Source organism: Curtobacterium sp. TC1 (assembly GCF_019844075.1).
In the GTDB taxonomy this organism is placed as follows: domain Bacteria; phylum Actinomycetota; class Actinomycetes; order Actinomycetales; family Microbacteriaceae; genus Curtobacterium.
This window is the reverse complement of the sequence record NZ_CP081964.1, coordinates 223,597-239,243: the sequence shown is the minus strand read 5'-3', so window position 1 is coordinate 239,243 and position 15,647 is coordinate 223,597. Positions and strand designations below refer to the sequence as shown.

Annotated in this window: 12 protein-coding genes; 5 read left to right on the top strand and 7 right to left on the bottom strand. The window is 65.1% G+C overall.

All coding sequences use genetic code 11. The features are described from left to right. Nucleotides 1–98: 98 nt before the first annotated feature. On the top strand, nucleotides 99–845 hold the full coding sequence (locus tag KZI27_RS02285; RefSeq protein ID WP_222659147.1) for a GntR family transcriptional regulator: 747 nt from the start codon (nucleotides 99–101) through the stop codon (nucleotides 843–845). 516 nt (nucleotides 846–1,361) lie between these two features. On the opposite strand, the gene KZI27_RS02280 is transcribed toward KZI27_RS02285, so the two are convergent. Next, complete coding sequence (locus KZI27_RS02280; RefSeq protein ID WP_222659146.1) at nucleotides 1,362–2,612, bottom strand: hypothetical protein; 1,251 nt, start codon at nucleotides 2,610–2,612, stop codon at nucleotides 1,362–1,364. A 357-nt stretch (nucleotides 2,613–2,969) separates the two neighbouring features. Between KZI27_RS02280 and KZI27_RS02275 the strand changes: the two genes are divergently transcribed. Next, entirely contained in the window at nucleotides 2,970–4,073 is a 1,104-nt protein-coding gene (locus KZI27_RS02275; RefSeq protein WP_222659145.1) for a helix-turn-helix domain-containing protein, read from the top strand. Nucleotides 4,074–4,252: 179 nt separating this feature from the next. On the opposite strand, the gene KZI27_RS02270 is transcribed toward KZI27_RS02275, so the two are convergent. From KZI27_RS02270 to KZI27_RS02255, 4 genes are all read right to left on the bottom strand, one after another. After that, nucleotides 4,253–5,029 (bottom strand): GntR family transcriptional regulator, encoded by a 777-nt coding sequence (locus tag KZI27_RS02270; protein ID WP_222659144.1) that lies wholly within the window; start codon nucleotides 5,027–5,029, stop codon nucleotides 4,253–4,255. Nucleotides 5,030–5,131: 102 nt separating this feature from the next. Further along, complete coding sequence (locus tag KZI27_RS02265) at nucleotides 5,132–6,631, bottom strand: FGGY family carbohydrate kinase (protein WP_222659143.1); 1,500 nt, start codon at nucleotides 6,629–6,631, stop codon at nucleotides 5,132–5,134. Further along, complete coding sequence (locus KZI27_RS02260) at nucleotides 6,628–8,073, bottom strand: FGGY-family carbohydrate kinase (RefSeq protein ID WP_222659142.1); 1,446 nt, start codon at nucleotides 8,071–8,073, stop codon at nucleotides 6,628–6,630. Before KZI27_RS02260 ends, KZI27_RS02265 begins: the two co-directional genes overlap by 4 nt. Nucleotides 8,074–8,113: 40 nt before the next feature. After that, nucleotides 8,114–8,953 carry a class II fructose-bisphosphate aldolase gene (locus tag KZI27_RS02255; RefSeq protein ID WP_222659141.1) on the bottom strand — a complete coding sequence of 280 codons (840 nt, stop codon included), beginning with the start codon at nucleotides 8,951–8,953 and terminating at the stop codon, nucleotides 8,114–8,116. A 261-nt stretch (nucleotides 8,954–9,214) separates the two neighbouring features. Between KZI27_RS02255 and KZI27_RS02250 the strand changes: the two genes are divergently transcribed. Then, a complete protein-coding gene (locus KZI27_RS02250; RefSeq protein ID WP_222659140.1) occupies nucleotides 9,215–10,540 on the top strand; it encodes an FGGY family carbohydrate kinase in 1,326 nt (441 codons plus the stop codon). On the opposite strand, the gene KZI27_RS02245 is transcribed toward KZI27_RS02250, so the two are convergent. Both KZI27_RS02245 and glpX read right to left on the bottom strand, forming a co-directional pair. Continuing rightward, nucleotides 10,530–11,906 (bottom strand): MFS transporter, encoded by a 1,377-nt coding sequence (locus tag KZI27_RS02245; protein WP_261784258.1) that lies wholly within the window; start codon nucleotides 11,904–11,906, stop codon nucleotides 10,530–10,532. The genes KZI27_RS02250 and KZI27_RS02245 overlap by 11 nt on opposite strands. A gap of 68 nt (nucleotides 11,907–11,974) precedes the next feature. Further along, a complete protein-coding gene (glpX, locus tag KZI27_RS02240) occupies nucleotides 11,975–12,979 on the bottom strand; it encodes a class II fructose-bisphosphatase (protein ID WP_222659138.1) in 1,005 nt (334 codons plus the stop codon). Between the two features lie 182 nt (nucleotides 12,980–13,161). Here glpX and KZI27_RS02235 point away from each other — a divergent pair, with 182 nt between their 5' ends. Continuing rightward, entirely contained in the window at nucleotides 13,162–14,157 is a 996-nt protein-coding gene (locus tag KZI27_RS02235; protein ID WP_222659137.1) for an alcohol dehydrogenase catalytic domain-containing protein, read from the top strand. A gap of 26 nt (nucleotides 14,158–14,183) precedes the next feature. Continuing rightward, nucleotides 14,184–15,545, top strand: coding sequence for an MFS transporter (locus KZI27_RS02230; RefSeq protein WP_222659136.1), 1,362 nt, complete (start codon nucleotides 14,184–14,186; stop codon nucleotides 15,543–15,545). Nucleotides 15,546–15,647: the final 102 nt, after the last annotated feature.

Sequence of the window (15,647 nt, the reverse complement as noted above, 5' to 3'; positions counted from 1 at the left end):
CTCCTGACCGGGACTTCCGCGCTCCGCCGAGGACGCAACGCCACGAAGTCCACGCGTCCTCGTGCCACGGCGACCGGCGTGTGCGACCCTGAGGTCCCATGCCGAAGTACCTCGAACGTCGCCACCACCGCGCCCGGCTGCTGCGCGACATGCTCCGCGACGAGCTCCTGCGCGGAGACGGCGGGGTCGCGACGCTCCCCTCCGAGGACGAACTGATCCGACGGCACCAGGTGGGCCGGAACGTCGTCCGGGAAGCACTCGACCTACTCGTGTCGGAGCGCCTCATCCGACGCGTCCGCGGTCAAGGGACCGAACCGACGGCGCACGTCATCGTCCACCACCTCAACCAGCTCCGCGCGATCGGCGAACCAGGTCACAGCACCGTCGAGGGCAACGCGATCCACTACCGCAAACTCTCCTGGGAGCTCGTCCCCGCACCACAGGTGGTCGCCGAGAACCTGCTCGTCCCGCTCGGGACACCCGTCATCCGGTGGGAGCGGATCACGGCCTCGCGCGACCCGCTCGTCCTGTGGACCAGCTACTTCCGCAGCGACCTCGGGCTGCAGGAGCCCGGCGAGGAGACCCCCGGAGTCGATGCCGGCACGTGGGGCTTCCTGGAGGCCGCAGGCATCGAACTGGGTGAGGCCGCGGTGCGCACCGGCGCCGTGCCGGCGGACCCCGCCGTCGCGGAACTGCTGTCCACCGAGCCGTCCGCGCCCCTGCTGGTGCAGCACCGGCTCCTGACGGACGCAACCGGTCGACCGATCGAGTTCGCTGTCGGGTACTACCGGGGCGACCTCATCGTGATCAGCAACACCCTGCGCCGGCACCGCGACGCTGTCTGACCGTCCGGAACGACGAGAACCCCCGGCCGGAGCCGGGGGTTCTCGTGGGGGCTCCTAACGAAACTCCACGATCCGCATGAACAAGCCGATCCGCTGGCTCCCGGAATCCGGGGTATCCCAGAATCATCCCCGAACTATCCCGAGAGCCACGGTCCGGTCAGACCGATGCGCTGCCCCGGGCACCTTGTGGGGGCAGCTCTGAGAGCGACCCGCTAACCTCTGTGGGCGGGCCAGCGCTTAGCTCGTTGGGGAACCGGTGCCTGACTGGATCGAGTTCAGATCGTTCGCCCGTTCGCGGCGCTCCGGCAGTCAGCTCAGACGCCGGCCGCTCGCGATGAGTCGCCCCTCAACTCTCGTGCCGGACACCCTTGAAGTCTCCACCGCTCTTCTTCGCTTGGATGAAGCGACCAGTGGTCGTGTCCCGCTTCACCCACATCCCGCTCGAAGATGACCGCACCTGGGAACGACCCGTCACAGCGCCGGCTCGCGATCCTCGTCCAGTGTTCTTCGCCATGACTAGCCTCTCGGGGTTGGCTCGACCGTCGACGTGGTTGCACCCGGCGCCGTCACCGGGGCATGTGAAGATGCTACGTCGTTGACTGTGAACCAAACGTACGACACAACACTGACAACCAGAAGAGCAACGAGCGCCCCGGTCAGGATCCCGGTGCTGAGCCGCCGTAGCGTGCTTCCGAGGGTGGATTGCTCGCGGAAGAGCAAAACGGATGCGGCGAGCGATGTCGGGCCGACAATCAGTGCGAAATTGCTCACCGTGTGTGGTGGCTGGAAGAACACTCCGACCGTCAGAGCGACCAGGAGCCCTGCAGCGGCGTAAACAGTGCCCCGGATTCGACGTGAGGTCTTCAGTTGAGCACGGAAGGTCGCACGGTAGTCCCGATCCTGATCGTGGGCGTAAACCGCGAACGTCTGCGTTGAGGACCGCGTACCAAAGAGGCCGAATGCTTTCTCGGTTGAGTTAGGCACTAGCGCCTTCGGATTACGAATCTCCACCGAAGGGTCGGTCGTGAAGAGCACCACGTGATTACTTCCGGCATCTGACGTGACGATGTCCTGGCTCACGTATCCATAGCGCTCGACCTTGATATCGCGACGCTCGCTGTACTTGATGACGAACGGCCTATCGAGCGGCACTTCGGTCGCCGCCATGAGGTCATAGTTGTGGCCGTAGTCAGCAAGCGACGAAAGGAAATCCCATTCAAGCGTGCTTTCACTTGCCGACGAACGAAGGCGCTCGAGGAGCTCCGCATACCCGCGGAGAGCAGATTCAATGACCTCGAGCTCCACGACAGCGCCACCGAAATCCATGAAAGGAAGCGCGATGATCGGGTGCGCCGTCGGGCTAGAGTCAGCGTCCCCTGAGTCGTCGAATGAACGGAGGGAGGCCGATGCGCGGTCGTCGAAGTTCCTCCACCGGGTGAGAGTTACCTCCGGCACGACGACTCCCAACCCATCGGCCAAGTAGTCCGCGAGGTTCTCCAGTGGGGCGGTAGCGGTTACCGACTCGTGGGTCGTCTTCGTATAGGCAAGCGTGGCCATGATGAGGTTGCGGACGACCAACGAAACGGGGAGACCGACGTCAGACGCAAGCGAGAACAAGTACGCCTCCTCACGGGCGGCAATCTCCTCTCGCTTCAAGAGGTGCGCAACCGCTCCGTCGGGCCCCTCTAAATCGAGGTCGAGGAGTGCCCCGCGCGGAACCGATGCGAAGTACAGCGCAATGAACGCGTTTTCCGCGGTCGGCGGCACCTGCTCGTTGAGAGTTGAGCGAAGAGGCGATGCCGCGAGCAGGTACTGGCGGTGTCGAACCCAACGTGCTCGACGGCTCGGATCCGCCATTCGAGCGGGTTCCGAAGCAGGGTCGTCGTCACCGCGCGGTTCGCACTGAGATCCACCGAAGCTGAATCACGATTCTCATGACGGCCGCGCACGCCTTTCAGTCGCTCAAACATCAGAACGTTCCAGGCAGTTGACGTACGCACCAAATCCGTGCCGCCGGAGGCATGCTGTCACTGAAGATGGCTACGGACGATGTTGGGGCGGCTGCCGACGACATTGTGGAAGTCTAGAGCCGACAGGTGCTCATCACTCAAGGAGGGTGCTCTCATGCCGTCGGTTCACTTCTCACGCCGTGACGAGGAATGGGTCGTCCAGGGCGAACGGGGGCATCACGGCCCGGCTGGCGAGCTCGTCTTGAAGGTCGGCAACCTGCCGAACATCCAAGCGGCCGAGCTTCGGGCCGCACTTCGGTCGAACGCAGCGTTCTACGACAGTGACGACGCGGTCGCGTTGGTGTCGGCCGTCCCGGACGAGTACTTCGACGAGGACGGAATCGTTGACAACGTTGGATTCGCACTGCAGGGCGACGTGCTGGTTGTCACCCTTGACGACGTCATCAACATCGGCCCTGATGAGGACGAAAGGGGTGCGCTTGAGCGTGTCCGCGCGCTGCTAACCCCGATGCTCTCCCGCCGGAGCGCCGTGCTGCACTCAGCCCGCGTCGATGACCTGTCGACCGCATCTTCCACTCTGGTCGTCACTCTCGTCATTCGGCCAAGCACACGTGGCCGGAGCGCGCAGGAGCTCTTTGCACTAGGGAAGGACGCCGCTCGGCTTCTGGACGCGTTGATGAACGCGGCGCCGTCGCGTATGACCGTCGCGGACCTTGTTCGCGGTGGCGGCGCTGACCTCCTGATCGGTCTGCCCGAAGGCGACTGGTTGGACGCGAAGAAACTCGAATACGCGGCCGGGGAAGCGTCTGGTGAGATCTCCTTGGCGCAGGCGGTAGCGCGGTTCGCCAACGGTGATGCTGGCGGCGTGGTCGTCTTCGGCGCGGCGACCAAAAAGGTCCCCGGCGGCGAAGTCATCCGCGCCGTTGATGGTGTGAACGCGAGACCGGGGAGCGCAGCCCGATACCTGCGTGCCCTTGACCGACGCCTGTACCCACCTGTTGCGGGGCTGCGCGTAGACGAGGTCCCCACTTCGGCGGGCAAGACCATCATCGTTATCGAAGTGCCCCCTCAGGGCGAAGAGCTGAAACCGTTCCTCGTGCACGGCGCGATCCTCGCCGACGGACGCACCGAGGGCGCCTTCATCAGCATCGTGCAACGACGCGGAGAAGGAAGCATTCCCATCACAGCGCCGATGATTCACGCGTCTCTCGCCGCGGGTCGGGCGCTCCTCCGCCGTGAGTACCACTCTCCGGACTGATCAACCACCGCGGCACGCGCCGGTGCCGCTTCTTCTCTCCTCCGGCCCGGACGCGTGGTAGTACGCAACGCCGTAGGCACCCAGGTTTGCGCCTTCGCCCCCCCTGACTGCGACCACGCAGCGCACGGAACCAACGGCAAGTTCGACGATCGGCACGTCGAGCTCACGAGTCGCCAGGTTCAGCGAGCGGTGCCGAGGTCGACGGTGCTGACGTTCACTTCGAGAGGAACAACATCGCTTCGGACCCATGTCTCGTAGACATCGAATCGAAGATCGTTCCGAGTCCAGGACGTGGACTGCACACAGAGGATGTTCTCGGTGGGGCTGATCGAGAGCGCCTCGGCCACCTCGGGAGTCGGCGGCAACGCACGGATGGTTCGATGGGCGCCGCGTAACGGGTACCCGGCGCGCGTAAGGAGGTCGGTGAGAGAGCCGGTGCCGTCGAGCACTTCTCGTGCATGTTCTACAACGGGTACGACTTCCGGGGGGCTGTAGTTCACGCTGTACAGCGCCGGCACGCCGTCCAGGTCGCGAAGTCGAACGAGTTCGAACCCGACGGTCTCTTCCGGCACCTGCAGCAATCGAGCAGCGAAGTCGGGAAGAGGCGCGGCGCCCGACCGGAGAACTGTTGTGGTCACGGCACGGTTCTGACGTCCGACCGCGTTCTCGAGGAAGCCCTCAGTGTTCTGGATGACCCAACCCTGTGTCGGCGCCGGCTGGGCGGCGAACACCCCGCGGTTCGGGACCCGTTGCACCAGCCCACGCGATTCGAGATGCTGCAGTGCTTGCCGAACCGTGGCGCGAGCGAGACCGAATTCCGCGCAGAGATCGTTCTCGCTCGGCAGCCGCTCTCCGACAGGGATCGCTCCGGACGTGATGCGCTGCTCGAGGACGTCGGCCACCTGCTGGTAGTACGGCACAGGCGACTGGCGGTCGATCATCTGCTGCTCGGTCACCTTGTCTCCATCGCTCGGGGCCCTCACCCGTCACTGGCCGATCATATGACCATCTCATACAGACAGGGTGTACAGCCCAGGCACCTCGCCGATGAGACCGCTCTACGCAGGCGATTCCGAACGTGTCGGGGTTGCCGCCGGTCCCTTTTCGAAGTAGCCCATTGCAACTTTGGCAGCGTCGTGTTGTCGGGAGATCTGAGCTTCGAGCGTTCGCGGAGCGAGCTCCGAGCCGTTCGTAGACCAGATTGGGAACGCGCCTGTTGCGGCCGCTACGGCCTGCATAGCGGCGCCCTTGGCGACGTACTCCTCGGGCTCTGGCACCACGACCGGGACGGCGACCATCTGGGTGAGGATGTGCTGCACGGCTTCGCTCTGTGCCGCGCCACCGATGAGGACGACGCGGTCGGTGCGGATGCCGCAGCTGGACAGAGCATCGAGCATCTCTACCTGGCTTGCCAGGGTGCCTTCGATGATGGCGCGGGCGAAATTCGCGCGGTTGAAGTTAGTCAACGACGCCTGATGCAATGACGCTCGCGCGTGCGGAAGATCCGGGGTGCGTTCACCCTCGAAGTACGGCAACAACGTCAACCCCTCGGCGCCAGCCGGAGCGGAGAGAGCGAGATCAGAGAGCTCGTCAAAGGTGCAGCCCAGGAGTCCAGCTCCGAGTTCGAAGTTCCGCGCTGCGTTGAGCGTCGCGACCAAGGGCAGCTGGTCACCGGTGGCGTCCGCGTAGTTGCAGACGTAGCCGGCGTAATCGTGAACGGCCTCCTTCGAGCGGGTGTAGACCACGCCAGAGGTACCTAGGGAAAGAACGGTGTCGCCGGGACTCACGTCCAGAGCAAGAGCCGCGGCGGCATTGTCACCACTTCCGGCTCCGAGAACGATGCCAGCGGGGATACCGGGGATGCGATCGCCAGTGACGCCAGCGCTATCGGTCGGGCCGAGCACCTTCGGGAGAGTCGCGGACTTGCCGAAAGCGTGCTCGAACAAGTCTTCGCAGTACTCTCCTGTTTCCGGCGACCAGTACGCGGTGCCGCTCGCCTCGGAACGATCCGTGGTGAGTCGGTCGAGGGCGCCGCTGCCGGGGCCGAAGCCCATCAGTCGCCAGGTCAGCCAGTCGTGGACGACGGCGACCGCCGCGGTTCGCTCGACCGATGCGGGGTCGGTGTCCCGTAACCAACGCAGCTTCACGACCGTGTCGGACAAGGTCAACGGCAGGCCAGTGCGCCGGATCCACTCATCGCGACCGAGCTCGCGGTTGAGATCCACCATCTGCGAGTGGGACCCGGTGTCGTTCCAAAGCGGGGAGTCGCAAACAACCTCGCCGTCGGCGGCCAGGAAGACCGGCGTGTGCTGCTGCCCGCCAACCGAGATGGCTACGACGTCGTCGAGGCCACCGGCGCGCCGCACCGCCGTCAACAGCGCCTCCCACCACACGTTCGGGTGGACGATTGTGCCGCTCGGGTGTGATGCCTTGCCCTCGCGGATCCGCTCGCCCGTCGCCGCATCGCGGACGGTCACTTTGCACATCTGCGTGGACGAATCGATTCCTGCGACCAGCATCTTTGCCTCGCCTCCGTTAGTGCTCGTGATGGTCCTCATGATGCGAGCGCCTTCAGGTGCTCCCATCGCGGCATGATCGACTGACGCCAGGCGGTCAATGCAGCGTGGCGCTCGGGCTGGACGGTCACGTCGTCCGGATCGCAGTCGCTCCATCGAGGTGCGTCGCCCGAGGCCAGGATTTGGGCTCCACGACTGACCACTTCGGGAAACCGCGACGCAGACAGCGGGGTACCGAGCAGGTCGGCTTTCAGCTGCTGCCACAGCATGTTCCCGCTGGCGGGCCCGATGACCTTCACCTCGCCTGCCGCAGCGGGGAACAGGTTCAGTACGTCCTGGAATTGCATGACCATGCCGAGGAAGCAGCCGAAGACGAGTTCTTCGGTGGACGTGTCCGTGCCGATACCGGCGATTACGCCGCGCGCGGCGGCGTTCTTCGTCGGCGGTGGACTCCCGCGGAACTGGGGCAAGACCATCGGGATGCGGTCGAGATCGATCCGCCCTTCGACATACTCCTGATGCACTGCGTCGATACAGCCGCCAAGCCGGTCGGCAGGAAGGCCGAGCAACGATTGCAACGTGGCGAACGCGGACCCGCCCGTCGGGATGGATGCGAACAGCGTGAACTCTGTTCCCGTGCAAGAGATCCCGTTCGCGAGCTTCGAGCTCGCGAAGTCCGGTCCGAGTGACGGGGTGTCCGAGAGGAAGAGCACCCCTTCTGTCGTGCCCGTGGAGTTCAGCATCTCATCGGTCGTCAGAGCCGCCCCCGCTGCCCCCACCATGTGGTCGTGGCCAGCCACGTGGACTACGACGCTGGTGTCGACGTCGAGGGCTGTAGCTACTGCCGGCGCGATGGCGGCGCCGTCGAGAGCGGTCCTCAACTCCGGGAAACGGTTCGGGTTGAGCTCGAACATTGCGCACATCTCCTCGGACCAGGTGCGCGCCTCGAGGTCGAGCGCCATCGTGCGGCTCGCCAGTGAGTACTCGGACCACCGTTGCCCGGTGAGTGTCGCGGCGACGTACTCCGCGACGTTCAACCACTGCGCACCCTCTGCTTTCGCTCCACCTGCTTCGACGGCCCACGCGACCTTGGACAAGCCGTAGTTCGCGTTGACCGGCAACCCCGTGATCGAGTACACCCGCGCCCGATCCGCGTCGCTCAGTGAAGCCAATCTGTCGGCACCGCGGTGGTCATGCCAGAGCACCATCGGTGACGCTAAGGAACCATCCCCGTGAACCAGTCCGCCCGACTCACCGACTCCAGCGATAGCGATCCTTCGCACCGTTGCGCGGACGGCCGGGTCGATCGACCCGACGAAGTCGCCGATGGATCGTTGGAGCGCGTCCGTGTCGTAGATCTCACCCAATGCATCTCGGATCGTGGGCGTCGGACGCTTCGCGGCCGAAGCCAGTACGCCATCCGCGCCGAACATGCAGAGCTTGACGCTGGTCGTGCCGATGTCGACGGTGATCGTGGGCAACACGGGGTGAGTCCTTCAGTTCGACGGTGAACGAGGCGGCGAGTTAGGCGACGGACGGGTTGAGGGTCCGGATGCGCTTCTCGACCACGTCCGTGATGGCAGCGACCGCGTCCTTCGACACCCGGATGAGCGATGCTTCCTTCGGGTTCGCGTTGTATGCCTCGCCAAACGTGCGGATCATCGCGTTCCGCAGGTCGCTGGCGACATTCACCTTCACGACGTTGAACTCGTGCAGGCGCGCCAACTGAGCGTCGGGCAACCCTGATCCGCCATGGATGACGAGGGGAACGGGACTGGCATCGCGGACCTGAGCGAGGAGATCGAAGTCGATCGCCGCATTCGGCATGTAGCCGTGTTGATTGCCGACCGAGACGGCAAGCATGTCGGTGCCGGTCGCCGCGACGAACTCCGCGGCCTGCTGCGGGTTCGTGTGCGCAGCGAACTCCGGGGCGACGTCATCTTCCTTGCCGCCGATGCTGCCGAGCTCCGCCTCGAGCGCCAAGGTCGTTGGCGTCATCTCACGGGCGATCTTGGAGACCCGGACGTTCTCGTCGTACGGGTACTCGGAGTAGTCGATCATGATGGACGTGAAGTCCGCAGCGAGGGCGTCCTTCACTGCGTCCAACGACTTCCCGTGATCGAGGTGCAAGGCGACCGGAACATCGGTGTGCTCCAGGCGTCGGCTGACCATGTCGTAGATGTACTCGAAGCCGGACAGGGAGACGTTCGTCGGGGCGACCTGGATGAAGGTCGGGACGCCGACCTTTTCGATGGCGGCGACGATACCCATGGTCGTCTCGATGTTGGTCGTGTTGAAGGCGCCTGCGACGAGACCTCGCGTCGTGCACTCGTTGATGACTTCGATACCGCTGACCAGGGGCACGGTTCTTTCCTCTCGTTCGGCACCGCCGACACCTCGTTGAGGTGCGGCCTCTAGGCGCGTGCAATGCAGTTGCGCAGACCAGGGAGAGTCGTTCGGCAGCGTCGATGACAGCGTCATCGCGTCGCTGCGACGAGGGCCTTCCCGATGGTGGTCCGCCGTTTCGTGACGAGAGTCATGCTAGGTCGGCCAGTACAGATTGTCTAGTCCATCTGTACAACCCAGATGAAGCAGTCGGTGCGGGCAATAGGCCAGAATGATGTCGTGGCCCCGACACATCGACTTCCGATCGTCTGCGGGATCGACATCGGTAGCACGAATACGAAGGTCGTTGCCGTCGATCCCCGTAGCACCGTGGTGGCGCGCACGCAGCGGGCGACACCGCGTGACCCGGCCGATCTATCGATCGATGCCGGTGGGCTCCGCACTCTCGTCGAGGACATGGTCATCGAGGTCTGCGGTGACTCCTACGCCGTGGTCGCGACGTCGGGGGTCGGTGTGGGGGAGGACGGGGTACCGCTGGATGCCGCGCTGTCGCCGCTGGCTCCAGCACTGGCCTGGTTCGATCCGAGGCGCAGCAGGATGTTCACCTCGATTCGAGACCATCTGATCGACCGCCCAAGCGTCGGAGTTACGCCGGACCCTGCGCGCACCGTCGTCGGGTGGCGATGGGCACACCAGGAAGGCCAACTTGCACGCGCGGCGAGCTGGGTGTCCGTCACGGACTCCGTCGGCGCCGCCTGGAGCGGCCGAGCATTCATGAGCGACACGATCGCAGCGCGGACGGCAGCGTGGGACGGCGATACTCGATCGTGGATACCGGAGTCGGTGAACGCAACGCTCGGGAACTTGGACCTTCTCCCACCCGTGCTCTCCGCGGGAACGGTAGTCGGCTCACTGCGCTCGGATCGCCTCGCCGACGTGGGTTGTGTCGGAGCTGACGCGGTCGTCGTCGTCGGTGGGCATGACCATCCCGTTGGCGGTTGGGCCGTCGACCGTATTGCACCGAATGCGATCCTCGATTCGATGGGCACGGCCGAGGTCGTCGTGGCTCAGAGTCGCTCTCGATTGCGCCGAACGCCGACCATCGATGTCGCGCCGGGCGTGGGACATCCCGGAACGTCGCTATTGTGCGTCGAGGAGTTCACACGGAACGTCGAGTGGGCCTCTCTCGACCCTGCTGTCGCGGTCGAGTTGCGGAATCTGGTCGTCGGCGTTTCGACGCCGGACCCGGCCTTTGATTCCGACGCGTTCATCACAGGCGGCCCCGGCGGCGGGCGGCCCCGCTACTCGCTCGACGCTCCAGCTGCACCGTTGGCCAGAGCCTCGGCCGTGCTCGGAGCTCTGGCTCGGGTTGGCGCAGACGCGATCAGGGACGTCGCGGCACTGATGCCGGAAACAGCTCCGGTCTATGCGGCCGGCGGCTGGTCACGCGCCCGAGGCTGGGTGGCGATCAAGGAGCGGGTCACCGATCAGCAGATGCGGGTGGTGGAGGAACCGGAGGTCGCGGCCGTAGGAGCAGCCATTCTGGCTGCTGAGGCCATCGGTTGGCAGATATCAGCCTCCGACGCGTTGGGAGCTACTCACTAAGCGGGATGCGCCGGTCCGTGCTGGTGGAGCTCGGGGAGCCGCGCCGAAGATTCCTCGGGTCCTCCAAACTGTGGAGCGCCAGGCAGAGCACTGCTCCAAGTAGATACATTCCGATGAAGGTCCAGATCAGCACCGGGAGGTTTGCAGCGCCGCCGAGTGCGCCGACCAAGACTGGTCCCACGAACGCCGACAGTCCGGCAGCGAGAGTGTAGACGGCCAATGCGCTCCCGCGGTCACGGGCAGGGACGAAGGACGGCACCAGCGCTGTCAGCGGGACGAAGCCGGCAAGGCCGATCCCGAAGATCGCCCAGCAGGCGACGGTGGCCCAGAAATTGGGACCGATGAGGAGCGGAACGAAGTACAGCAGCGCCGCTCCAACCGCGCTGGTGACGCACCCGAACCACAGGACTGTGCGCTGCCATCCGAAACGGTCGCCGAGGACTCCAAAGAAGAGGTTGGCGAAGATGTTCGCGGTGTAGACGATGGTCACGATCTGCAGGTACTGGGACTGACTGAACCCGACCTGCTCGGTGAAGAAGAACGGTGCGACCACGAACAGGGCGAAGTTCGGTGCCGTGTTGATGAGGCGGACGGCGGCCCCGATAGCCACCCGTGGTTGTCGCCAGATGATGGTCAAGCCCTTTGCGAGTTCGCCGAAGGCGCTTTCACCCGTGCGCGCTGGGCCGGCGTGCGCTCGGTCCCGAACACCGAAAATCGCCATGACCGCACCGATGATCACGAGCAGCGTGGCAAGCCAAAACGTGCCGACCTCGCCCAGGATCGGGATGGACCAACTCGCGATGAGCGAACCGAGCGTGGGGAGTCCAGCCCCGAAGACGAACCAGAACCAGCCAACCGAGCTTCCACGCTGCTCCGGCCGGGTCGCGGTATTGATCCAGACCAGGAATGCGTATGCGAAGAACGGGTAGCCGACGCCACGGACGGCATACGCGACGATCGCCACCCAGTGCACACCTGCCTCGACACCGACAAGGAGGAAGAGTGCCTCGAAGACGACCCAGGTGATCGCACCAATGATCATCACCTTGCGCGGACCGAGGATCGACGACAGCGTTCCGGACAGCCAGGAACCGATGGTGACGAAGATTCCGTACGCGCTGATGGTGACAGCGGCGGCCGACTCGCTGAACCCTTCGCTGTCCACAAGGAACGGCGAGAGGTAGTTCGATTCGACGCCGTCACCGATCATGAACAGCAGGACCCCGACGAATCCCAGAGCGAGTGGCACCGGAAGTCCCAGTCGATCGAGCAGACCGCGAGTCGCGGTCCCGGGTGTGACGTCCATGGTCATCGTGCTCTCCTTTGAACAGTACGGGGTGTGGGGGTCGCGCCAGACACCACGGATGACGCGACCCCCGACGGATCGCAGTTGATCGGATCCGCCAGTTCGAGGTCAGGTTCGAGGGGCCGCGATCAGAACCACTTCTCGGCGCGGTGGTCCGCCTGGATGCGGCGGATCGTGTTCGACCGGGACCGGAGCACGAGCGAGTCCGTGTGGATGACACCACGCGACCGGCGGACACCGTCCACGAGGACACCGTCGGTGACACCCGTCGCGACGAAGAACGTGTTGTCGCCCGTGACGAGGTCGTCCTGGTCGAGGACCTTGTCGAGGTCGTGTCCGGCGGCGATGGCCTTCTCGCGCTCCTCGTCGTCCTTCGGCTGGAGCTTGCCGAGGATCACGCCACCGAGCGCCTTGATCGCGCACGCGGTGATGATGCCCTCCGGGGTGCCGCCGACACCGACGCACATGTCGATCGTCGACCCGGGCAGCGCCGCCGCGATGCCACCGGCGACGTCACCGTCGAGCAGCAGTCGGGTGCCGGCGCCGGTCGCACGGATCGCACGGATGAGTTCGTCGTGGCGGGGACGGTCGAGGACGGCGATCTGCATGTCCTCGAGGTCCTTGCCCTTCGCCTTCGCGAGCGCACGGATGTTGTCGCCGATCGGCTTCTCGAGGTCGAGGACACCACGGCCCTCGGGACCGGCGGCGATCTTGTCCATGTAGAACACGGCGGACGGGTCGTACATCGAGCCGCGGTCCGAGACGGCCATCACGGAGATGGCGTTCTGGCGGCCGGCGGCGGTGAGCGAGGTGCCGTCGATCGGGTCCACGGCGATGTCGCAGGCCGGACCGTGTCCGTTGCCGACGTGCTCGCCGTTGTAGAGCATCGGGGCGTTGTCCTTCTCGCCCTCACCGATGACGACGACACCGTCGAAGTTCACCGTGCCGAGGAACTTCCGCATCGCGTCGACGGCGGCACCGTCCGCGAGGTTCTTCTCACCGCGCCCGACCCACGGCTGCGCCCGGATCGCCGCTGCCTCCGTCGCACGCACGAGCTCGAGCGCCAGGTTGCGGTCGGGCTGGAGGAACAGCGTTCCGGTATGAGCAGTGGGTTCACCGACGGGAGAGGACATGGCTCCATCCTGTCCTGCCCAACGGATTCTGTCTATACAGTCCGACGCGTATGGACATTGCGTGAAAGACGTCGTACTGTCACTCCTGCGGCTCGCCCAATGACGTAGCAGTCACCGGGAGAACGCACCTGTCAAGCGGATGCTCTGCGTCCGCGACGCGACTCCCGAGAGGATCAACGAAGATGCGCGCAGTAGTGCTCGATGGCACAGGCTCGATCGAAATCGCCGACATCCCTGCCCCGACCCCCAGGGCAAACGACGTCGTGATCGCCCCTGAAGCGGTGGGGATCTGCGGCACCGACATCCATCTTGCCTCTGGCGACTACCCGACCGGAACGTTCCCCATCGTCCCCGGACACGAGTTCGCCGGCACGGTCACCGCAATCGGATCAGATGTCAGCAAGTTCGCCGTGGGTGACCGCGTGTCCGTCGACCCAAACGTCAACTGTGGACACTGCGTCGAATGTCTGGCCGGTGCCACGAACCTCTGCGAGAACCTCTACCCGATCGGCGTCACGGTGAACGGCGCATGCGCTGAGCTCGTCTCCGTGCCCGAGAAGGTCGTCTTCAAGCTGCCTGAAGGTGTCGATTGGGCGACCGGTGCGCTCATCGAGCCCCTCGCGTGCGTGCTCCACGCCTTCGGCCGCATCAAGCCGATCAGTGGCCAGCGCGTTCTCATCTATGGGGCGGGATCCATTGGCCTCCTTGCCCTCGCCGTCGCAAAGGCGCGTGGAGCGAAGACCATCGAGATCATCGAACCAAGCCCGGTGCGCCGCGACGCCGCGCTCGAGTTCGGAGCCGATTCCGCCGGGCAGCCCGGAACGAACTCCGGGGAACAGAACATCGATCTCGTCATCGAAGCATCCGGTCATCCGGCCGCTGTGTCCGACGCACTGACGCGACTCGCGAACCGCGGAACGCTCCTCCAGATGGGCGTTGTCAGCCCCACTGCCACCATCGACCTCCGACCGTACGACCTGTTCGACCGCGAGCTGTCCATCATCGGCTCCCAGTCCCTCGCCACGTCCTACCCGGACGCGGTCACCGAGATCGTCACTCTTGACGACCTCGCACCCCGCACCGTCACCCACACCTTCGGGCTCGACGACTACGCGGCCGCCCTCGAGGCAGCGAAGTCCGAAACCGCCCGCAAGGTGCACCTCCTCCCGCAGCAGTGACGCTGCCCTCACGGAAGAAACCCGCCATGTCCACCACGCACATCCGCACCAGCGGCCCCGCCCCCACTGGCTTCATCGACCGGATCGGCCTGCCCCGGCCGCTCGTCTGGGGCTTCGTCGGCCTGCTCCTGTTCATGATCGGCGACGGCGTCGAATCCGGCTACATCGCCCCGTACCTTGCCAACAACGGAGCCGGCACCGAAACGAACGCGGCGATCATCATCTCCGTGTACGGCGCCGTCGTCACTATCGGATCCTGGTTGTCCGGAGCACTCTCCGACGTCTGGGGTCCGCGGCGAGTCATGATCATCGGTGCCGTCTCCTGGGCCGCCCTCGAGGTGCTCTTCCTCGCCGTAGCGCTCCCGACCCAGAGCTACTGGCTGATGCTGGTCATCTACGGCCTTCGCGGCATTGGATACCCGTTCTTCGCTTACGGCTTCCTCGTCTGGGTTCTCGCCGGAAGTCCCGCGCACCGACTTGGCTCTGCTGTCGGCTGGTTCTACTTCGCGTTCACGGGCGGCCTTCCCACACTCGGGTCGTTGCTCGCCAGCGGGACAGAACCGATCATCGGCGAGTACCTCACGCTGTGGGTATCCCTCGTCCTCGTCGCCCTTGGCGCAGTCGTGTCCCTCATCGGACTCAAAGGCGCGAAAGGCGGGAACCGGCTTGCCCGCCCCGAAGTCACCACCGGCAAGAGCATCGTCAACTCGGTGGCGATCGCCTTCACCCGACCCCGCGTCGGCCTTGGCTGCCTCGTCCGCATCGTGAACACCGCACCGCAGTTCGGCTTGTTCGTCTTCTTCCCGACGATCTTCGCCAAGGACCTCGGATTCGGCACCGCCGGATGGCTGCAACTGGTGTTCATCCTCGGCGCATCGAACATCTTCGCGAACCTGTTCTTCGGCGTCCTGTCCGACCGACTCGGCTGGCACCGCACCCTCCGGTGGTTCGGATGCATCGGATCCGCGATTGCAGTCCTGGCGTTCTATTTCATCCCCCAGGCGACCGACCAGTACTGGGTGTCCGCCCTGTGCGCTGCGTTCTTCGGCGTGACCCTCGCCGGCTTCACCCCGATCTCGGTGCTCATGTCCCTAATGGCCCCCGGCCAGAAGGGGAACTCCATCGCCGTACTCAACCTCGGCGCCGGAGCAGCGACCTTCGTCGGCCCGCTGATCGTCGCGATCTTCCTCGCCCCGCTCGGCGCTGGCGGCGTGACGATCATCTTCGCGGCACTGTACGTCCTCGCTGGCATCTCCGTCCGGTGGCTGCGTGTGCCGGAGGAGTCCGCGAAGGTCGTTGCCGCCGGCGGCACGCTCCAGGACCTCACCGAGCACCCGGAGGCCGTTTCGGATACCGCTACCGCCGGCACCCCGGAGCAGCTGAAGTAGAAGATTCTCGAACGCCCCGCTCGGCGTCCGAGAACGACGAGGGTGAACGCAGCAGCGTTCACCCTCGTTCTACTTCCAGTGCAGCAATCTAGGCAGCAGGCC